This window comes from Paenibacillus sp. FSL H7-0943, assembly GCF_037963265.1.
Taxonomy (GTDB): Bacteria; Bacillota; Bacilli; order Paenibacillales; family Paenibacillaceae; genus Paenibacillus_AQ; species Paenibacillus_AQ odorifer.
Genome location: NZ_CP150148.1, coordinates 4,605,160 through 4,627,031 on the forward strand (window position 1 = coordinate 4,605,160; position 21,872 = coordinate 4,627,031).

Annotated in this window: 16 protein-coding genes; 4 read left to right on the forward strand and 12 right to left on the reverse strand. The window is 46.2% G+C overall.

From position 1 onward, the window contains the following. Window positions 1-97: 97 nt before the first annotated feature. The 11 genes from NSQ55_RS20165 to leuC all read right to left on the reverse strand — a co-directional run bounded on the left by NSQ55_RS20165 (window position 98) and on the right by leuC (window position 16,236). Window positions 98-562 (reverse strand): GNAT family N-acetyltransferase, encoded by a 465-nt coding sequence (locus NSQ55_RS20165; protein ID WP_232061416.1) that lies wholly within the window; start codon window positions 560-562, stop codon window positions 98-100. Then, window positions 552-1,742, reverse strand: a complete 1,191-nt coding sequence (gene purT / locus NSQ55_RS20170) for a formate-dependent phosphoribosylglycinamide formyltransferase (RefSeq protein ID WP_339174565.1) — start codon at window positions 1,740-1,742, stop codon at window positions 552-554. Before purT ends, NSQ55_RS20165 begins: the two co-directional genes overlap by 11 nt. A gap of 149 nt (window positions 1,743-1,891) precedes the next feature. Next, on the reverse strand, window positions 1,892-5,578 hold the full coding sequence (locus NSQ55_RS20175) for a dynamin family protein (RefSeq protein WP_339168814.1): 3,687 nt from the start codon (window positions 5,576-5,578) through the stop codon (window positions 1,892-1,894). A 341-nt stretch (window positions 5,579-5,919) separates the two neighbouring features. Continuing rightward, window positions 5,920-6,186 (reverse strand): hypothetical protein, encoded by a 267-nt coding sequence (locus tag NSQ55_RS20180; protein WP_036676334.1) that lies wholly within the window; start codon window positions 6,184-6,186, stop codon window positions 5,920-5,922. A 32-nt stretch (window positions 6,187-6,218) separates the two neighbouring features. Next, window positions 6,219-6,899, reverse strand: a complete 681-nt coding sequence (nth, locus tag NSQ55_RS20185; protein WP_036676333.1) for an endonuclease III — start codon at window positions 6,897-6,899, stop codon at window positions 6,219-6,221. 312 nt (window positions 6,900-7,211) lie between these two features. Beyond that, window positions 7,212-9,944, reverse strand: a complete 2,733-nt coding sequence (locus NSQ55_RS20190) for an S-layer homology domain-containing protein (protein WP_081387837.1) — start codon at window positions 9,942-9,944, stop codon at window positions 7,212-7,214. Between the two features lie 87 nt (window positions 9,945-10,031). Beyond that, window positions 10,032-10,691 carry a GerMN domain-containing protein gene (locus NSQ55_RS20195; RefSeq protein ID WP_339168818.1) on the reverse strand — a complete coding sequence of 220 codons (660 nt, stop codon included), beginning with the start codon at window positions 10,689-10,691 and terminating at the stop codon, window positions 10,032-10,034. Window positions 10,692-10,807: 116 nt separating this feature from the next. Then, window positions 10,808-12,250 carry an N-acetylmuramoyl-L-alanine amidase family protein gene (locus NSQ55_RS20200; protein WP_076127574.1) on the reverse strand — a complete coding sequence of 481 codons (1,443 nt, stop codon included), beginning with the start codon at window positions 12,248-12,250 and terminating at the stop codon, window positions 10,808-10,810. Window positions 12,251-12,400: 150 nt separating this feature from the next. Continuing rightward, entirely contained in the window at window positions 12,401-13,993 is a 1,593-nt protein-coding gene (locus tag NSQ55_RS20205) for an N-acetylmuramoyl-L-alanine amidase family protein (RefSeq protein WP_081387076.1), read from the reverse strand. A 186-nt stretch (window positions 13,994-14,179) separates the two neighbouring features. Then, window positions 14,180-14,782: a 3-isopropylmalate dehydratase small subunit gene (leuD, locus tag NSQ55_RS20210; RefSeq protein ID WP_076127570.1), complete on the reverse strand. Its 603-nt coding sequence runs from the start codon at window positions 14,780-14,782 to the stop codon at window positions 14,180-14,182. A gap of 29 nt (window positions 14,783-14,811) precedes the next feature. Continuing rightward, a complete protein-coding gene (leuC, locus tag NSQ55_RS20215) occupies window positions 14,812-16,236 on the reverse strand; it encodes a 3-isopropylmalate dehydratase large subunit (RefSeq protein ID WP_339168822.1) in 1,425 nt (474 codons plus the stop codon). Window positions 16,237-16,931: 695 nt separating this feature from the next. Here leuC and NSQ55_RS20220 point away from each other — a divergent pair. Beyond that, the gene (locus NSQ55_RS20220) at window positions 16,932-17,843 is read left to right on the forward strand and encodes a LysR family transcriptional regulator (RefSeq protein ID WP_076101451.1); all 912 of its coding nucleotides are present in this window, start codon (window positions 16,932-16,934) and stop codon (window positions 17,841-17,843) included. 85 nt (window positions 17,844-17,928) lie between these two features. On the opposite strand, the gene NSQ55_RS20225 is transcribed toward NSQ55_RS20220, so the two are convergent. Beyond that, the gene (locus tag NSQ55_RS20225; protein WP_076183972.1) at window positions 17,929-18,126 is read right to left on the reverse strand and encodes a hypothetical protein; all 198 of its coding nucleotides are present in this window, start codon (window positions 18,124-18,126) and stop codon (window positions 17,929-17,931) included. Window positions 18,127-18,558: 432 nt separating this feature from the next. Here NSQ55_RS20225 and proB point away from each other — a divergent pair, with 432 nt between their 5' ends. Genes proB through proC form a run of 3 tightly spaced genes read left to right on the forward strand, consistent with a single transcriptional unit; the run spans window position 18,559 to window position 21,865 of the window. After that, window positions 18,559-19,662 carry a glutamate 5-kinase gene (gene proB, locus NSQ55_RS20230; protein WP_076101454.1) on the forward strand — a complete coding sequence of 368 codons (1,104 nt, stop codon included), beginning with the start codon at window positions 18,559-18,561 and terminating at the stop codon, window positions 19,660-19,662. Between the two features lie 36 nt (window positions 19,663-19,698). Next, on the forward strand, window positions 19,699-20,946 hold the full coding sequence (locus NSQ55_RS20235) for a glutamate-5-semialdehyde dehydrogenase (protein ID WP_339168826.1): 1,248 nt from the start codon (window positions 19,699-19,701) through the stop codon (window positions 20,944-20,946). Window positions 20,947-20,995: 49 nt separating this feature from the next. Further along, window positions 20,996-21,865: a pyrroline-5-carboxylate reductase gene (gene proC / locus NSQ55_RS20240; RefSeq protein ID WP_076134661.1), complete on the forward strand. Its 870-nt coding sequence runs from the start codon at window positions 20,996-20,998 to the stop codon at window positions 21,863-21,865. The last annotated feature ends 7 nt before the right edge of the window (window positions 21,866-21,872 follow it).

Sequence of the window (21,872 nt, forward strand, 5' to 3'; positions counted from 1 at the left end):
GTATTAATATATTAAATACATATAAAAAAAGAGTTCCAGAGCAAAAAAAAACCATCCCGCCGTAGCTGGGATGGGGATGATCGGTAACCTATAAGTATTATAGCAACGCTTTGTTAAAGCGATAGCCTGCTGTCTTTTCGAAACCGATATGACGATAAAAAGCATGTGCCGGTGCGCGTTCTACGCGGTTGCCACTTCTAAGGAAAAGCTGACAGCAACCTTGCTCACGTGCCCATTCTTCTGCTGCGGCCACAAGTCTTTTACCGAGTCCGTTTCCTCTGAGTTCTTCTGATACGATAAGTGCAGTAATCTCAGTGATACAATCTGTCTGTTTGTAATACGAGCTTACCTGTCTAAGGCCGATCATACCCACAACTTCATTGTTCAGCTCTGCTACAAGTGTGCATTGGAGATTGCTGTTCTCCATGCTTTCCAGTCTCTCTTTCATCACGCTTAGCGTTGTTGGATAGCCGAATTCCCGCAGAAGCGCTGTAACTCTCTCCAGATCATTCAAGCCGCATTTGCGAATTTCCAGTACAGGTGCCATGGTACTACTGTTCATCCTCATATACCTCCACTTTTAGCATAGACGCCGCCTGCTTGGCTATCGTCCGCGCGATTTCCACATCTTCCGCCGCACTTAACGCTACTGCCATCCGCCGACCAGGACGAACTTCCGGTTTACCAAATACGCGAACCTGAGTCCTAGGCAGTTCCAAAGCTTCACCAATTCCGGTCACAGCAAAGGCTCGTCCTTCTCCATCAGCCTTCAGCGTAGCTGAGGCACCAGGTGTCAGCAATTGTACTGACTGGACAGGAAAACCAAGAATAGCTCTGACATGCACTGCAAATTGAGATAAATCCTGCGTCGCCATCGTGACCATCCCCGTATCATGGGGTCTAGGTGACACTTCACTGAACAATACGCCTTGATCTGTCAAAAAAAGTTCCACTCCAAAAATACCGAAACCTCCGAGCTGATCCGTTACTGCTTTTGCAATAGATTGCGCTTCTTCAAGCAGCTCTGGCTTCATAAAGTGAGGCTGCCAGGATTCCACGTAATCTCCATCCTTCTGAATATGTCCAATAGGTGGACAAAATACCGTACCAGACACAGATCGCACCGTCAAAAGAGTAATCTCGCTCTCAAAAGTAACAAAAGCCTCCACGATAACCCGTGTTCCTTTAGCTCTCGCTCCATCCAAAGCAGTGTTCCAGCAGTTTTCTGCATCTTCAGGTCTTTTGCATACGCTCTGACCCTTGCCAGAAGAACTCATAATCGGCTTAATGACACAAGGAGTGCCTAACTCGGCTATAGCTTGTTGCAGCTCTTCCAGACTATCCGCAAAACGGTAATCAGCAGTTGGCAGTCCAAGGTCTTCAGCCGCAAGACGACGAATCCCTTCTCTGTCCATGGTCAGCCGAGCCGCCCGCGCCGTCGGAACAACGAAAAAGCCTTCTTCTTCAAGCTCTTGAAGAGCATGAGTGGCAATTGCCTCAATCTCCGGAACAATGACATCCGGTTTCTCAGAGCGAATCAGCGCTTTCAGCGCCTCTGCATCCAGCATATCAATTACATGTGAACGATGAGCTACACCCATCGCCGGTGCATCGGTATAACGGTCTACAGCTACGGTCTCTACGCCAAGGCGTTGAGCTTCAATTATGACTTCCTTACCCAGTTCCCCGCTGCCCAGCAGCAACAGCTTGCGGCTTTGAGCTGAAAAAGGAGCTCCCCACATTGTCGATTCCAACCTCTTTCGGCAAATTGACTGTCTCGTTTTTATGAATTTCAGAAAACGTAACAGTTTCATTGTATATTTTCAGGCTTCTTTATTTTCATCCATCATACGCCAGATTGCAAGTGTTCTTCGACATTTTCCTACAAACTTCACAGAACTTTGTCGACTTTATCAACGAAAGTTTGTTCTAGACGTGATAATTGGTGGCTTATTTGGCCCCAATGATCTGCAGTTTCACCCCCTTTAAGGAGATCTAACATCGCTTTCTCTTGCTCCGCAAGCCCTTCTTGCAGGCTTTCGGCAGCAGATTTTAATTCTCTGCTGATATTCTCGACGTAATGAGCAATTAATTTTTCCTTCTGCACTGCCGCTGCAAGATTAACCGCTTCTTTCAAAAGCGGCTCTGCCGCACCTTTGACTAATTCCCGCCCAGTTCCCTCAAAGAAATAACGCGGGGATTTGAAATGGCCCCATAAAGCGGACCACTGCACAGGCTGAAGCTGGCATTCCAGATCCTTAGGAGATGGCCAAGCCTGCTCCTCATTCTCCATAAGATGAAATTCCTCCGTGGAAAAGAGTAGCTCTGTAGCTGCCGCTTCAGCAGCTTCATGTACAAGCCTGCGTCCCGTGCTCTCTAGCCGCAGCGTTGTTGCCCATAGCTCTTGCTCAAGCTCGCGCTGAGTAGTACGTATTAGTTCGGCACCACAGGCAGAGAAAATGGCTTTTAAATTCCCTGCATCCTCACGCAGTAAGGAGGGATGAAAAGATTCCTGAAAATTTCTGTTGAAGGAGAAGCTAATCCGCTGGCACACATGATAGATCAGTTCTTCACTTTCATGAATAAGATCTCTGCTAGGACGTTCCTCAGTCTCCAAAAGAGATAACCGCTTCATGGCGAACTGCCGCCGTTCCTGCAGTTCTTTTAACCCGGCTTCACGCTCGCTCGCCGCCTTGGAAGCCAGATTCTGCCATTCCTCAGCCCGGCGCCGAACCGATGCGATGCTCTCAGCAGCTGCGTTAAGTGAAAGCTGTGGAAGCTCATCACCAGCAAAGCTGGATAATGCTTGCTCAAATTCATTGAAGCGGGAGGTTTCATAAAGATCGTGATTATGTTGAGTTTTAGCTTCTAGAGCAAGCAAGCTGGACAAAGCATAGATTCTCGGAGACCGCAAACCTCCGGCACGCAGATTTTGAACGACATGTGCTTTAACCTCATCTAGTTCTTCTTCGCTTGAAGCGAGATCGGAGGCATTAATAATAAAGAACATTTTATCGAGAGCAAAGCTGTCTTTAATGCGGCCCAGCTGGGCCAAGAGGCCGCGATCCGCCTTCGAAAAGGCGTGGTTATAATAGGTCACAAAACAGATCGCATCCGCATTTTTCATGTAACTAAAGGTTACGCCAGTGTGGCGTGCATGCAGTGAATCTGCTCCTGGTGTATCTACGAGCACAATCCCGCTCTCCGTCAAAGGACAGGCATAATATAGGTCAATCCCTTGCACGAAGCAAGCCCGGGTCTCTTCCGCAACTAGGTTTCGATATTCATCCAAATCAACCGTCCGCACCGTTCCTAATAGCGGCTCTGCTTCAGCCCAACCGGATGCTGCGGCTCTTAGAAATCCTGCATGCGGCAGCGCAGAGGGGTGAATTCCCCGTGTTGGCAGGCTCGCAAGTACTGCTGTCCACGTATCCTGTTGCGGCTCTCCAAGCTGCAGCACGCTGAAGGAATGGCAGATGTCATCCCAGAAATCCGCCATGCTCTTCATCGTTACAACCGCGCTGGCATGGCGGAAGTCTCCTTCCGGCGCCAATATGCGGTTAACTGCGGCCGTGGCAGGGTGTGGCGACACGGGCAGCACTTCTTCGCCGAGCAAAGCGTTGGCGAAGGAAGATTTGCCTGCGCTGAACGCACCGAACAGCGCAAGGGTGAAGCGGCCGCCGGCGAGATCCTCCGCCCGTGCGGCCAGACTGCGCGCCGCCGATGCCATCGCTGGCTCGCGGCGCAGCAGCTCTGCCGCAGCCGCCAGCGCGTCAGCGGCTGCCGAGAGCCGGCGGCGTCCGCCCGCCGGCGAAGCCGTTCCCGCCGCCCAGCTTGCGGCGGCGGCACTTCCAGCCGCGGCGCGTTCGCGCGGCTGGGTCTCCCGCGGTGCGGCGCTCTGCGCAGCCGCACGCGGGGTGACCCTCACCTCCGGCAGGATGCCGGGGGTGAGGGTCCGGCGCGGCGGCAGCAGCGCCGCTAGCTCGTGCGCGCGGGCGTCAGCCGCGCGGTCCAGGGCGGCTAGCGCGCGGGCAGCGCTCGCCTGCCGCGTAAGGGCCTGATCGCGGCGCTGGAGTTCCGCACGCTGCTCCTCGATAAGCGATGGCAGCTTCGCCAGGAGCTCATCGCCAACTAACAGCGCAGCGCGGCGGAATTGGCTCTTCAGATCTGCCGCAAGTGTGCGGCAGAAATTGAGCAGCGCCTCGCCGCTATTCCCCGTTCCCGGCTTAACTGCAGCCGCCAGCCATTCCTGGCTCACCGCCGGGAACCCTTGCTTCAGAGTCGTCTCTGCCTCCTCTGCCCACAGTCCGAGATTCTCCGCCCATTGACGTACCAGCTGAATCAGATGCCATTCCAGCTGAGCGGAAACCTCTCGGACCAGTAATCCTTGCCAGGCATCCAGTCGTTTGCCTTGTTCCTTCTCCCGCCGTCCGGCTGTAGAGAACAAACCTAAGCGGAAGCCTGGGCTGACACTCTCCACATAGCTCCCTGCCGCCTCTCTAACATCCGCAGGCATTAAGTTAGCATTATTGAGTAAGGCATCAAGATCACTTCGCAGGCTAGCTCGTGATTGCTGAGGCAGCTCCTCAAGCAGTGCCTTCTCTTCTTCCAGCGATTTCAGCTCTTCCATCACAACTGTAACCTCTGCACCCTCTAGCTCAGCTAAAAAAGTTTCCCGCTCCTCCTGCTGGTCTTCACGGAACGCGGTTAGCGAAGAATCTGCTGTATGATGAATGGAACGTGACAAGCTATATTGAAGCAATTGTTCCCTGTGCTCCAACAGCTCTGTTATAAGGTTCAGCAGATTATCCCAATGATTCAGTGGGTGCTCTTTCATTTTGAGTGAGGTAAACAGAATCCCCGCACAATGAATCCCCCACTGCTCAAAAGCATTTTCAAGCTGGCGTTTATATTCTTCAATGGAAATTTCTTGTTCTCTATGCTTGTCTATCTGATTAACAATAAGATAGAGCGGTTTGCCCCAGTCACTAAGATTTTTGGCAAAAGCCAAATTATTCTCTGACTGTACATGGTTATAATCCATAACATAAAAGACGACATCAGCTAAATGCAGCGCGGAACGAGTGGCCGCCTGGTGACCATCATCCGTCGAATCTACGCCAGGCGTATCCAATAGAACACCATGCTTCCCTAGAAGAGGAATCTCATTCCAGACTTCAATCGCGGAATATTCTCCGCCATTTCGACAATATTCCTGTAATCTTTCTGGTGTTGTCTCTACAGGGGCAGATTCATTTTCACTTCCCTCAACCCTTGGATAGATAAGCACTCGTGGAGCCCCGCTGCGAATAGAAACAATATTGGCACTAGTCGGCACAGGTCCGGAAGGTAACACTGAGCTACCGCATAAAAGATTAATCATGCTGGATTTCCCTGCCGAAAAATGCCCACAAAAAGCAAGGGTCAGTTCATTCCCACCCTCTTTATTTTGTAAATCTTCATATATTCGTTCAGCACTCTCGTCGCCCCAGTGGCGCATTAAATCTTTCAGCTGGGAAAGCAGCGATGCTGTTTCACTTAATGTCTCTCTCTGAATTCTAACCCGTTCCGCTCCCACAGACATTCCACCTCCACAGTTACCTTCTAATCATGCACTGATCTTAATCCATTCTTGAATACTGATTTAAGCTCTTTTTTATGCAAAACTTATATAGGTACAATTTCTGAACTTTAGCGCGGAACATTTTTATAAATAATAATTACAGTTTATCACCAGTTTGACACAAATTAAATACACACTACTTACAAAATAACCTATCATCTCCTACGAAATGATAAAAAAAAGAAGCGAGGTTGTCGTCCTGTAAAGCCAACAGTCGTTTCTCGTAGAAATATAAGGATATTCAATAAAAAAGGAGCCAGCCCCAAGGGCCGACTCCATTTCAGGTCACTTCTCAATTATGCAGTTTCCAAAACAGGCAACAGAATTTCAAATACTTTTCCGTGCTGCAGAATAGTCAATCCACGAGATTTGTCTCTCATTACGACAACCTCTGGTTTTACAGACATACGCTCCAGATAGTGCTCAGGCACATCACCGGAATGACTAATCGTAATGCCCTCTACTTCTTGCTCTTCATTTTCTTCCAGCGGGCTTTCCACTACGCGGTCAAAAATATCCGAGAATACCTCAAAATTATCTGTGTATACAGAAATGCATTTCATCTCTATCCCATCCTCTTCTTCAACTCTAACTTTTAACTTTTTGGCGTATGATCTTTAGCTTTCCTGACGACAGCCGTTTTCATACGTTTTTTGCCCTCTCGACATACATCAAGGAGCGGACAAACCTGACATTTTGGATTCTGAGCCTTACAGTGATATCGTCCGAAAAAGATTAGCCGGTGATGCGTGAGCGTCCATTCATCACGTGGCACAGCCTTCATCAGCTTTTTCTCCACTTCAAGCACAGAATCTTTCCAGCCTGCCAATGCAAGTCGTTTAGCAACCCGCTCCACATGAGTGTCCACAGCAATGGCAGGAACTCCAAATGCGTTGGATACTACTACGTTAGCGGTTTTACGACCTACTCCTGGCAACGTTACAAGTAAGTCATGTGCCTCAGGCACTTCTCCGCCATACTGTTCTATGAGTATAGAGCACAGGCTTTGGATATGCTTAGCTTTGTTACGATATAAGCCGATGCGCCGGATATCCCCCTCCAATTCCTCCAGCGGCACAGAAATATAATCGATGGGGGCTTTGTACTTTTGGAACAGGTCCTCGGTCACTTTGTTCACCGTTGCATCCGTACATTGGGCTGACAGCAGCACCGCTATTGTCAATTCAAAAGCGTTACTGTGATTCAGCTCACAATGTGCATCCGGAAACAAATCTCCAATCGTATCCAAAATGTGGCGGACGTCTGCAGCTTTCATAGTGTCCCCTCCACGGAGCAAAAACGCTCAGAAAATTCTACGAGCGTCTCACCTCAAATGTTAGAAATATAAGCAAAGTATGTATTATAACGTATGGATTCATACATTTCAACACATACGATACTGGCATTATATTTCAAGTATTAACGCCTGGATTGTCCTAATAAGAACAGTAAGCGTTTAAGCGAGAAATATAAGACATACAGTATAGGAGCAATACTTATACTTTCTTATATTTCAAAAAAAACGTCTTGACGCAGGTAAAGCCCCCTGTGTCAAGACGGTGATTCACTCAGAAATCCACCATTGCAACTATTGTTTCACAATTTCAACCAAAATATCATTATTGAAATACATTATAATATTATCATTTTCTTTCAAAGATTGCACGGATAAAGTCGAATCTCCCTGATGAATATAAACATTAGCAGGAACAAAAAATTGATATTTATCGTTCAAATTAGGTCTCTTCGTCACCAATGAGTTTGTTGCACTCTCATAACGTGAGAATGTTCTACTGAGCTGAGACATAATACGAATCGTTGTAGATCCATCCGGATCCTTGCGAATCTCTACTCTGTCCCCTGCCGTCAAGTTGCTAAGAGCAGTCGTTGTCGAGCCGTCACGAATGATTTTGACTCCTCCACTTACCGCTAAGGTCTGTGCAGCTCCAGCATAATCCTTCACGACTACGCTATTCCCAGCGGCATCTACAGAACTTACCTGACCTGTTGTGAGCTTAACTGCTTGAATAGCCAGCGGTGAGCTACCATCAAAGGTCACATTAAGATAATCTCCCGCTTTTAAATCCGTTAGCTTAATGCTCTCACCAGCTTCATTGGTCAACGGGATTGCCAAAGTATTAATATCACTGGTTCCCCCATTCCATTTGATGCCCAAACGGTTGGTTCCAGAATTCACGGTTGCCGCTTCAACTTGCAGCACAGTCTTCACTTTCAATACCGCTATCAGATCCTGACCTGTAGTCAGTGAAGCCGTTACATTGCTTCCAATAGGAATATCACTTAGGGAAGGACTAGTCTTACCAAAGAGATCAACAAGTTGCGGATAAGGCATCGTTAAACTTTGTCCATCATTAAGCTTCAAAACAAGAGTTTTCGACGTAGAATTAACAGCTGTTAAAGTTCCTTCGTACTTTGTGACAATTTCCAAAGACAAAGCCCGCTGTCCTATTGCCTTCAGATTAACTTTGCGGTTCTCGATAAGTTTCGCACCCATATTAGTTAAGTTAGGCAATGCACCTTCATAAATCAGCTTTGTTTTCTCATCCAACTGAACCACATGGGCTTTTTTGCTGCTGTCCATAACTGTAAGGAGCTGTGTTTTGCTATTATAATCCACAATTGTTGCTCCACTATACTGCTCAATTTGGCGGCTTAACACTTCAATTTTGGTAACTTGATCGCTGCTGTTTAAGGTAACCTGAATCTTGTCCCCACCTACTGCATCAGCAATAAGATCATCAGCTACTGCTCCACTCATGTTCGGAATAACAATCGTCGGTTTAGTGCCAAGCAGTTTAACCTCACGATTTCCGTCTGCTTTTTTGTAAACAACTGTGGAACTAGTCAGCTCGGTAAGTACCCCCTCAACTGTCCGTTCAACACCTTCCGTCACTTCTACAGTGCGGATCACATTATCTTGAATCGTATATTTCACCGCATTACCTGTCTTCAAATCTGCAGGTTTCAGCACTGATGCTTGGGAGCTGAATAATGAAGTCTCATCTTCCCATTTAAAAGTTTCTACTGTACCCGCGGTATTTTTGAAAGTAATGCTTTTGCCAGTAAGATCTACACTTTGAATGGTGCCTGTTGTTGTTTTGTTAATGACCCCTGAAGTCACCTGAACCTTCACTACTTTATGCGAACCACTGTACGTTTCACGTTGCAGTGAAACTACACTGTCTGTTACCAGCGAAGCAGGTTCAATTCCAGCTCCATTTACATCCACAAAGGAAGTAGTCTCATCGTAGTAGTATTCAGTGAACCCTGTTGGTGACTTTAACCAAAGCTTATTACCTGGAGCTACCATGGCAAAGTTTCCTGACAGAGTCTCTACTTGTTGTGTAGGGTCAGTCACTTCAACATAAGCCGCGTTATATGTCGCGCCAATTACAGTAACCTTAGTGTAGGGTTGGACATCACTTAGATTGATTCTGCTTTCAGAAGCACTTGTGTAATAAGCAGTGCTTGCTCCCAGGGTATATGTAGAAGTCTTTCCGTTGTTATAAACGGATAGTTTCCCATCTGCTAATTGACTGATCGTTCCTGATACCGTGTTGTCGTATTCAACCGTATTGTGAGCTTCAGCACGACTGAAAAAAGTCGCCAATTGCGCACGTGTTACAGCACCTTGCGGATCAAAACGATTGCCGTCAAGTCCGTTTGCTAGGCCTAAATCAACGGCAACGTTGATGTAACCACGTTTGTTGGCAGACACTTTGGTATCATCCGCAAAGCCTGTTGGCTCACTAGCGGCCCCTGCTGCATCTGCGCTTTTTCCAAGGGAGCGGATTAACAGCTCCGCAATCCATTCCCGGGATGCTTTACGCTCTCCCCAAGAAGTCTTCAGATTATCTGGAGCCATTTCGGTTGCTTTATCGAGTAATCCTTGTTGAAAAGCTAACACAACATAATCCTTGTAATAATTCGTAACCTTAAAATCTGTAGGCAATGCTACCGCAGAAGAAGCATCCACTTTATCCTGCAGCTTCATAAACCGCAGGGCCATAAGCACTGCTTCCTGCTGAGTTACAGAATCACCCGGACGGAACAATCCATTATTCCCAACCACAATTCCTTGTGAAGCGAGTTTATAAATATGTTTTTCAGCCCAGAAGCCTGTCTTCACATCGCTAAAAATCCCTACAGATTGTGTAGTGGTTGATGTCGGTGTAGTGGCAGCTGTGTCTGCAAACACTGCACTTGCACCACCAAAAACCATAACACCAGCCATAACAGCCGACACTGCTTTATTAGAATAAGCCTTCAATGGACGTTTTGACCTTTTTTGCGCGGACAATAGATTATTCCCCTCTCTATGACTCAAATAAATAGTATGTTTAAAAATTCGTCAGCTAGATGCCTAATTCCTTTGTTGCATAACCAATTAAGAATTATCTCTAGTCATAGGATGCAATAGATCCACATGGCCCATTAGACTTTCTACCTTTTCACCATCAACTAAAACTTCGATACTCTTTACTTCCGCAAATTGAAAATAAGTTTTGGCAAGTGAAGTAATGGCAAAGGATTCTCCACCCGCACCAAGCTGAGCTTCATCTGGTTTGTGAATATCCATTACGATTTGACCCTCTACAAATTTTAATGATTTCAGTTCAATTTTTCCCCATAAAGGTATAAGATCTGTATTTTCACTACTTTGCAGTGCTTTGAACGTTTCTGTATATTTCTCAACATCGTCAGAGTAGTTAATCGTAGTCTTAGCAGGCACTAAATTCATAATTTGCGAATCAGTGTAATAAACTTCAATACTCTGGCTTTGCTTTTGTGTCTCATTTTCTACCGGCTTCGAAGACGGCTGAGTTTCTACATTAGTATTATCTGCTGTCGGTTGCGGAGTACTAGCCACTTCGGTTTCCTGATCATCAGATGGAGCTGGGGTACTTTCTCCCGCACCACTTACAACGTTTGTAGTATCTTGCTCCACTCCATTAGCAGGAGCTGCAGTAGGCTTATCTCCACAGCCAGCTATCACTATTAGAAGCAGCGCAGCAACCCCAACCATAGTCCATTTTTGTTTAAACATTAATAAACGCCTCCTCTAGATGAATACGGGCAGACAGGTACCGCAAAACCACTTCTTGCCTTTTTATTGATAAAAGCAGAAAGCTGACTTTGCGGCGCTCGTCTGCCACTGGTCTGTTATTTTATACCCAAATATTCCTTGATTCCACTCACTATTGAAGCAGCAACTTTATTTTGTAATGCTTCCGTAAAGAGCAATGTCTCATCCTTCTTATTGCTAAGGTATCCTACTTCAAGTAGAACAGCAGGCATTTTCGTTTCACGAATGACATGGAAATTTCCGTATCGTACACCGCGATCACTAAGCCCTGTAGCCTCAACAAGATACTTATGCATTACTTTCGCTAAGGCCTTACTGGCTTCCCGCTGATAATACGTTTCTGTCCCGCTTGCCGCAGAAGATGCGGAACTGTTAGCATGTACAGAAATGAATAGATCTGCTTTTAAATTATTAGCCATAGCCGCTCTATCCTTGAGCTCCAAGAATGTATCATCACTGCGTGTCAGTACGACATCGATATTACTTTCTTTTTTCAGCAATGCTGCTGTCTTAAGTACTATAGCTAAATTAAAATTCTTTTCGTATTTTCCTGTTACTCCTACTGCACCAGAATCTTTGGCTCCGTGCCCCGCATCCAGTACTACGAGCTTCTTGCCATCATTACCTGGCTGTGTTGAAGTATCATCCGTACTTTCTGCATTCAGGTCAATGATAACCAACTTAGAATCCGTCCCAGAGACGCTGATGTTATAATTCTTAGGATAATTCAAATCAATTACAAAACGTACAGTATAAGGATTGGAGCTATAAAGCGAATACCGGACACCTGATACATCAGGATAATCCTTCACTTCCAGTTTACCATTCAGATCAGGATCAAGAACTTGTCCCGTACCAAACAGATCTGAGAAAGTGGCATTAGGAAAATCAATAACTAACCGATCCGGCCCTGTCATTACACTTACTTTTGGCTCGGAATTACCTTCCATCGCAATGCTTAAACGATTCTCACTAAAGCTCAAACCATTTATCATGGTTAAATTTTTAGTAGGATCTACCGGCGGAACAACAACTTCAGATCCACCATTTCCAGAGTTCCCATCAGAACTGCCGTTTTCATTTGAGGATCCTGGGGTAATAAGATACACGATCTTCTTCGCATTATCCCAAGTGACGGTGAGACCAAACTGCTCACTTATGAACCGTATAGGTACAAGTGTTGTATCACTCCGCAGGACAGGCGCAGTGGTAAGCTGTACTGTTTTGTCATCAACCGAAGCTGTCTTTTGATTAACAATAAGTTTGATGACCTTCCCTTGCTGTTCAATCGTCACCGTTTTGCTTTTTTGATCCCAGCCCACGGTATAACCAAGACTCTCGGAGATCAATCTCAACGGTACCATGATAGTATCATTCACATTTTCAACCGGTACTTTTTGCCCTGCAGTAATTTCTTTGCCGTCTAGATAAATCTTGCTATTCGCGGCAGCAGCATGTCCATGCTCAGGCAAAACCAACACAAAGAGCAACAATAACAACATCAAACTGAATTTCTTCATTCTTCACCTCTAAGAATCTAGTATTCGCCTGTGAATGGCGATCGTGGTGCCCCTGTCTCCGTCAACCTCAGACCTCTATTAGACGCTGGTAATCTATAAAGGTTGCGAATATATTCCATAAAAATTGAGAAATCTCACCAACCGCAAGTGTTAAAGCCCCAGATATTCCTTAATTCCGGCAACAATTTCTCTCGCTAATTTCTCTTGAAGCTGCTCACTATACATCGCCGATTCATTTCCTGAATTTGTAAGATATCCTACCTCTAGCAAGACTGCTGGCATTGTGGTTTCCCGTGTAACATGAAGGCTTTTCGTACGAATCCCGTTGTCTTTAAAACCAGTAGCGGCTAATAAATGCTTATGCATAATCTGAGCAAGAGGCAGACTATCACTGCGAGAATAATAGGTTTCACTGCCATTTATTTTATCTCTATTTGGATATCCAACCTCTAGCGAATTCGCGTGCACTGAAATAAAGAGATTCGCTTTAGCAGCCTCCGCAATTTTCACGCGATCCTGAAGCCCCAATGTAGCATCGTCAGTTCGAGTAAACACCACGTCAACTAATGCTTCCTGCGTTAACAGCGTTTGTACTTTGCGGATGACGGCCAGATTGAAGTCTTTTTCCAGCTTACCTGTGAGACTGACAGCTCCTGATTGAGTTCCGCCATGACCCGCATCTAGAACTACAATTGGCTTACCTAACGTTCCATTAGCCCCTGTGGTGTTGCCTCCGTTGTTAGTTACATTCAAATCAATCGTAACCAGCCCGGTGCTTTCATCCGTACTAAGCTGGTACGGTTGATTTCCAACCGTTTGAATTACGAATCTGACAGTGGAAGGACTCACACTGAACAGTGCATAACGGATCTCAGAAACGAGCGGGTAGCCGGCAACGTCCAGCTTACCTTGTGGACCGCCAGTGGTGGTAACACCCGTAAGACTTCCAATGAAATTCGGATCGAACGCAGCACCCGGAAAATCTACGACGATTCGATCAGGGTTGCTCATTTTTGTAACGTTTGGCTTAGTAGCCCCCGACACAGCGATAATAAGTCGGTTCTCAGTGAATACTGCCCCGTTTACTAGAGGGCCTGTTGGAATTCCTGCTGTGCTTCCCGGTGCCGTAGTTGTTTGTGGAACTGGTGTCGGGCTGGGTGAAGTTACTACACTGCCAGCAGTTGTCCCGTTGTCACTTCCCGGCGTAGCACTTGGAGTTGGAGCAGGTGTATTAGTTGCTGTTGGATTGGTAGTATTCCCCTCAGGTGTCATTGTAGGATTGCTAACTTGTCCACCTGTCAAATAGACGGTTTTATCAACATTATCCCAGCCCACCTTTAAGCCGAACTGCTCGCTTACGAAACGAATTGGAACGAGTACTGTGCCGCCACTCTGCTTAGGAGCTGCATTTAAATCAAATGTCACCCCATCTGCATCAGCTGTTTTCCGTCCTACCGCCAGCTCAATGCTTTTACCATCCTGGTGAACGGTTACTTTCCGGGTCTGCTGCTCCCATAACACCTCGAATCCAAGATTCTCTACTACCACTCTGACCGGAATCATAACGCTACCATTTACATTTTCGAGTTTAATTCCTTTTGGCAAAGCAAGTTCCTGATTGTCCATAATAATTCTGCCTGTGCTGCTACCAGCTGCGGCAGCTTCTTGTCCGGTGGATGTTAAAAATAATAAAGGCAGTAACAAAAGCAGCAATACACGAAGCCCAGCTCTTCTCATTCTCATTTTCCGCTCCTTCTGCAAGTAATAGATCCTAGATAAGTATTTAGACGACAGAAATCACCAAATGTTTCCTTAATGACCAATGAATATATCGATTATAGCAAAAAAACTTCTATTTCCGACACCCGGAAATAGAAGTTTTGCGTATTTTTTGTAAAGTTTAAGTATCAGACCAGTTATATCCTCTTTTTAAGAGAATAGCTTTGCAGCATGACGCTCTTCATAAGCAGCAATTTCATCTGCATGTTGAAGGGTCAAACCGATATCATCCAAGCCTTGCAGCAGGAATTGACGACGGTGCTCATCCAGATCAAAGCTGATGCTCAGTCCGAATTCATCTTGTAAAGCATTGTTCTCAAGATCAACTGTCAGCTTGTAGTCCTCATGCTCAGCTGTCCGTTTGAACAATTCATCCACTTGCTCTTCCGAAAGCTTAATCGGCAGAATGCCGTTCTTAAAGCAGTTATTGTAGAAGATATCCGCATAAGAAGGTGCAATTACAACTCTGAACCCGTAATCCATAATCGCCCATGGTGCATGCTCCCGAGAGGATCCACAGCCAAAGTTAGCGCGTGAGATCAGAACAGAAGCCCCTTGATAACGTGGTTTATTCATTTCGAAGGCTGGATTATCGTTACCTTCTTCATCAAAACGCCATTCATAGAACAAAAACTGTCCAAATCCCGTCCGTTCAATCCGTTTCAAAAACTGTTTTGGAATAATCGCATCCGTATCTACATTTACCCGGTCAACTGGTGCAACAATTCCTGTTAATTTTTTAAAAGCATCCATAGTTTTATCCTCCCGTGTTCTCTCTAGTTCTATGAGCTGACGGCTTCCGTCTTATAATTCCAATCACGTACATCAGTGAAACGACCTTTGATCGCAGCTGCGGCTGCCATAGCTGGAGATACCAGATGTGTACGTCCTCCGCGTCCTTGGCGTCCTTCAAAGTTACGGTTCGAGGTAGATGCACAGCGTTGTCCAGGCTGCAGAACATCCGGGTTCATGGCCAAGCACATGCTGCATCCCGCTTCACGCCATTCAAAGCCAGCGTCAGTAAAGACTTTATCAAGTCCTTCTTTCTCAGCCTGCATCTTAACACGGCCTGAGCCAGGAACAACAATGGCAGTAACCTTTTCAGACACCTTATGACCTTTAGCTACCACTGCTGCAGCTCTCAAATCTTCGATCCGTCCGTTAGTGCAGGAACCGATAAATACATAATCAATCGGAATTTCAGAAATAGGTGTTCCAGGAGTCAAATCCATATATTCAAGCGCCTTTTCAGCAGCTTTACGTTCATTTTCAGTGGTGAAGTCAGCTGGATTCGGAACGCTGGAGTTGATGTCAGTTCCCATGCCCGGGCTAGTACCCCAAGTCACTTGTGGAATCAATGTTTCCACATCAAATTCAACAACCGTATCGTACTGGGCGCCCTCGTCGCTTACAAGACTCTTCCATGCTTCTACAGCAGCATCATAAGCTTCGCCTTGCGGTACGTATTGACGTCCACGCAGATAATTAAAAGTAGTTTCATCAGGGGCAATCAAGCCAGCTCTTGCTCCACCTTCGATCGACATATTGCAGACAGTCATACGTTCTTCCATCGACAATTCACGAATAGCTTCGCCTGTATACTCAATTACATAACCTGTGGCAAAATCAGTACCGTATTTAGCAATAACACCCAGGATCATATCTTTTGCTGTTACGCCAGGGTTACGTTTGCCTGTAAAGCGTACTTCCATAGTCTTAGCTTTGGATTGCTGCAAACATTGGGTAGCCATTACATGTTCAACTTCACTAGTTCCGATACCGAATGCCAGCGCGCCGAATGCACCATGCGTGGAGGTATGGCTGTCGCCGCAAACGATAGTTTTACCAGGATGTGTCAACCCGATTTCAGGACCCATTACGTGTACGACGCCTTGATCAATATCGTTCAGATCGAACAGTCTTACACCAAAATCAGCACAGTTCTTAGAAAGGGTATCAATTTGCTGCTTGGAGATTGGATCTTTAATGTTAAAACGATCTTTAGTTGGTACGTTATGATCCATCGTTGCGAAAGTCAGCTCAGGACGGCGAACCTTCCGGTTGCTGAGGCGAAGCCCTTCAAAAGCCTGCGGAGAAGTAACTTCATGAACCAAATGCAGATCAATATAAATAATGCTAGGTTTGCCTTCCTCTTGATGAATAACGTGATTCTCCCAAATCTTCTCAAACATTGTCTTGTTGTTCATAATTTCACCTCATTAATAGAATCGTTCATTGGAAGAGAGCGTGGAGTCTCTCTTGAATGATCTAAATATAACACCCCTGTCTTTATAATTCCAAGATATGATATCTATAAAAGTGATAGTCTGAACCTATAAGCTGAGTTAGGGTATGTTGAGGCGCAATATGTAGGTGCAATGCACAAGCGGGATGTGTAGGAGCAATGCGCAAGCTTGATGTGTAGGAGCGTTGCGCAACCGGGATGTGTAGGAGCGTTGCGCAAGCGGGATGTGTAAGAGCGATACGCAAGCTTGAGGTATAAGAGCATTTAGTTGTATTTTGTACAGCTATATTCCTGTGAATCATTCGTTAATGAATATAAGTGTATTTTGTGCAGCTATTTTCTTGAATTATCGCCCTATAGCTGGGAACTCTAGTTTTTAGTTGTATAGAATACACTTAAAACCAAAATCATCCCTTTTGCATACGAAATAGCTGCACAGAATGCAGTTATCTCATAGATACTCTCAAGATCCGGCGCAATAAATATACTGCGGGAGGGTATCGGATACTTCGATCAGTGTAGTAGGGATAATTCTTGAAAACAGGCCCCGCAAATTCTGGGGAGTGAAGAAGTGAATGCTCCTTCGGGTTGCCTATACAAAACTATAATCCAATAGGATATACTTATAAGTAAATCATTTCCCTAAGGAGTCCATATATGGAACTGAGACAACTGCAGTATGTGCTGCAAATCGCAGCCGAAAAAAACTTTTCACGTGCAGCGGACAAGCTGCATATTGCCCAGCCCTCGCTCAGCCAGCAGCTTTCCAAACTGGAAAAAGAGCTCGGCGTAATGCTTTTTCAGCGTAATACCAGCTCAGTTGAGCTGACCTACGCAGGTTCTAAATTCGTTGAACAAGCCCAGATTATCATTGACGCAGTGGAGCTGCTGCGACAAGAGATGTCCGACATATCAGAACTGCGCACTGGACGTGTAGTTGTGGGCAGTATGCCGATTACAGGTGCACATCTTCTGCCGCATGTGCTTCCAGTTTTCAAACAAAATTATCCTGAGGTAGAAATTACGCTGCTAGAAGACTCGTCGATGAACCTAGAGAAGCTCACGGCAAGTGGTCAGACCGATTTAAGCCTGCTCTCCTTACCCCTCGAAATTCCTGCTCTAGCTTATGAAGAGCTTGGAGAGGAAAGAATTGATCTTGCCGTCCCTCCTGAACATCCGCTCGCTAAACGAATCTTAGATGGAACACGGACCTCACTTGAAGAGCTTAAGGACGAACCTTTCATCGTACTTAAGGAAGGTCAGGGCTTCCGCAAAATGACTGTGGAGCTGTGCCGGAAAGCCGGATTCGAGCCACGAATCGTTTTCGAGAGCAATAATATGGAAACCGTTCAATCCCTAGTGGCAACAGGTATGGGCGTGACTCTTGTTCCTCGTTTTATCGCTCGTGCACCGCGGAGTGAATTTGTTCCAGTCTACTTACCGCTCGCTGATCCGGTGCCTAGTCGTACGCTAGTTGTAGCATATCGACGCGGACGATATTTATCCAAGGCCGCAAAGGCTTTTGTAGAAACATTCAAATCAACCGTGTCTGAATTAACGGAAGAATAGAATATATACAAATAAAGTGCCCCAGTAACCATTCGCGTGGTTGCCGGGGCACTTTTTCAGGTAAACCTCTTTTAACAGTACTAGATTATTTACGCAAATTACGTTGTGTAATCAGGCGGTTCTGATCATCCGACACACGTGCTTTACTTGAATCAGCCAATCCCTTATCAACTGGAGCCCCGGTGTGCTCTTCCACAAATTCACGAGTCACACTATTCTTAAGCTCTGCTACTTCGTTTGAATCTTGATTCTGTCCCTGCTCGGCATTGTTGTCTTTAGTCAATTTAATCCACCTCCTGGTAACAGATTATAAGTTCTTTACCCCTTCTCTTTGACGTTAAACATAATATATAGAGCTTTCTGCATGAAGAAATATATCCTACGTTTTCCCTTTGCAATGCAACCAGCTCCATGGTATTCTATTGAAAATAAGTGAAACGTGCAGACGGGACCAGTAAGAATGAGTCTAACCGCGCCTAGAGAGTAGATTCCGACAGGCTGAAAGAATTTACCGCGGTTTTCGTTCCGAATCCTACCCCCGAGCGGCCTGTGTCTAACAGGACGGATCCTCCCGTTATGAGAATGAAGTCGGATGATCCCTCATCAATGAAGGTGGTACCGCGGAAGTTTATAAGCTTTCGTCCTTTGCTAAGTCTAAGGATGGGGGCTTTTTGTTGTTTTCAGGACTTAATAAACGAAGAGGATGTGGACAGAAATGACGACGCGAATCGTGGTCAAAATAGGCAGCAGCTCGCTGACCGGACCCGAGGGCGGTTTGAATCGTGAAGCAGTCTCCTTTTTTGCCTCAGAGATTGCCGAGTTGAAGAAAAACGGCTGTGAGGTGTTGTTAGTAACCTCTGGTGCGGTAGCCGCCGGCTTCCGCAGTATCGGTTATCCAGCACGTCCGAAGCTGCTGCATGAGAAGCAGGCCGCTGCGGCTGTGGGTCAGGTACTGCTGATGCAGGCTTATCAGGAAGCTTTTGCCCAGCATGGAATTACTACCGCGCAAATATTGCTGACTCGCACCGATTTCTGCAGCCGCAGAGCCATGAATAACGCTATGATGACTGTAGAAGAGCTACTTCGCCAAGGAGCGGTGCCCGTATTTAACGAGAATGACACTGTCTCCGTAGATGAACTGAAATTTGGCGATAATGATACCCTCTCTGCGCTCGTAGCCAACCTGTTAAAAGCCTCTAGACTGCTTGTCTTAACCGACATGGATGGTTTATACAGTGGAGATCCCCGCAAGCATCCGGATGCTGTCCGTTATCAGTTCGTAGATGACATTACACCGGAGATATATGCTATTGCTGGTGGAGCTGGCTCTAGTGTTGGAACAGGCGGTATGCGATCCAAAATCGATGCGGCCAAAATTGCTACTCGGGGTGGTGTTCCTGTCTTTGTCGGAAGAGCCACCGAACCTGGTGATTTACAGCTTGCTGCAACGGGAGAAGGCAGGGGCACTTATTTTGCAACGAAGCTATCCTCTCTTCCCGTCAAAAAACAATGGCTAGGCTTTATGTCTACCCCTCTCGGCTCCCTATACGTGGACGAAGGGGCTGTAGAAGCTTTGCTACATGGCGGACACAGCCTGTTGCCTGTAGGCGTCAAACAGACAGAAGGTAGTTTTCACGCAGGAGATGTTGTAGAAGTTCTTGGACCCGACTCCAAATTGCTTGGACGTGGGATTGTAAATTACGATGATGCTCAGCTGCGCAGCATTCAAGGTCTGCCAAGCCGTGAAATTGTACCGAAGCTGGGAGAAGTACACCGGCTTGAGGTCATTCACCGTGACGAATGGATTACACTGAGATAAACATTTTTTTCAATTCAAATATAGGGAGGAAACGTCATGAGTGAAGTTATTAATAAGAGTAAATTAGCCAAGGAGACAACAGGAGTTCTAGCAAGCTTAACAACTGGCCAGAAGAATGAAGCACTGCTGGTCATGGCCGATGCACTTCGCCGCGAAGCTCCCGCCATTATCACCGCCAACGCGGAGGATTTGGAACGAGGAAGACTTAATGGAACTCCGGAATCCATGCTCGACCGGCTGGCATTAGATGTTGACCGGATTAACAGCATTGCCGAAGGCTTGCAACAAATCGCTGTATTACCGGACCCTATCGGTGACACGCTAGAAAGCATTGAACGTCCTAACGGCCTCAACATCCAGAAGCTGCGTGTTCCGATTGGTGTGATCGGCATCATCTACGAAGCACGTCCCAATGTTACTGTTGATGCTGCGGGTCTATGTCTCAAAACCGGCAACGCTGTTGTGCTGCGCGGGGGCTCCTCTGCCCTGTCCTCCAATCGTAAAATTATCGAGGTTCTGCACAATGCTCTTGCTGAAACCTCAATGCCGCCTAACGCGCTTCAGCTGATTGAAGACCCAAATCGTTCTTCAGTAGATGAAATGCTAAAGCTGAACGGACTTTTAGATGTGATTATCCCGCGCGGAGGCAGCTCTCTTATTCAAAATGTAGTCCTTAACGCAACCGTTCCCGTAATTGAAACTGGAGCAGGCATCTGCCATACTTATCTCGACGCAACTGCCTTGCCAGAAATGGCACAGGACATTAGTTTAAATGCCAAAGCTCAGCGCCCTTCGGTATGTAACTCTATGGAAACACTACTCGTTCATCAGGATTACGCGAGCAAATATCTGTTATCCTTAGCCGAAGCATTCCGTGAGGTTCATGTAGAACTTCGTGGCTGTCAACAAACCATCTCTCATGTCCCATGGGTATTACCTGCAACCGTAGAAGACTATGCTACAGAATACAATGATTATATCCTTAATATTAGAATCGTCAGTGATATGGAAGAAGCTATGCAGCATATCGCCCAGTATGGCACAAAACATTCGGAATGTATCGTAACAGAAGATCAGGAGAACGCCACACGCTTTTTACAAGAAGTGGATGCTGCCGCTGTTTATCACAATGCCTCAACCCGCTTCACGGATGGCTTTGAATTTGGATTCGGTGCAGAGATTGGTATTAGTACCCAGAAACTCCACGCTCGTGGCCCGATGGGTCTGCCTGCACTAACTTCAACCAAATATAAGATCTACGGAACGGGACAAATTCGGGGTTAGTATACACGTTTAAGTATTCTATCACACAACTTTTAGGAGGATTTTAGCCATGTGTCAGCAACCTTCAGTTCCACTCATGAATCATAATATTGTTTTTTATGGCGCAGGCTCCATGGCAGAAGCCATCGTTCGCGGGATGATTAGCCGCAATATCGTGAAGTCCGATAATGTCATCATGCTCAATCGCAGCAGCAGTGAACGTCTGGCAGAACTAAAAAGCCGTTATGGTGTAATAGGCACAAATGATCCCGAACAAAAAATAGAATACCTACGTAACGCACCAGTAATAGTACTGGCAATGAAACCTAAAGATGCTGCAGAATCCTTACGCGGACTAGGCCCGCTTCTTTCTCCGGATCAGATCGTAGTTTCTGTCATTGCAGGTCTATCTATTCGAACCATGCAAGGTCTACTTGGCAAAGCACAGCCTATTGTTCGCACAATGCCTAACACCTCCAGTTCCATCGGTCTGGGTGCCACTGGTCTAGCCTTCTCCAAAGAAGTAGACGAAAGAGGCCGTCGCCTTGCTCTTAATATCTTTGAGGCTGTCGGGCTTACAACAGTCATTGATGAGGAACGTATGGAAACCTTGACCGGAATTTCAGGCAGCGGGCCTGCGTATATCTATTACATGATGGAAGCCATGATCGCCGCTGGTATCCGTGGTGGGCTGCCACTTGATCAAAGCACCGAATTAACTGTTCAAACTGTGCTGGGAGCTGCCCGAATGGTACAACAGACGGGAGAAGAACCCGCAGCACTTCGTAAGAAGGTTACTTCCCCTAACGGATCAACACAAGCAGCTATAGAAGTGCTTGAACGAGGGGAATTCTTTGAAACCGTGATTGCAGCAGTTAACCGATGTGCCGAACGCTCACGTGAAATGGGTGCAGCCCTAGAGAAAGAGCTTCGTTCTTAACCAAAAA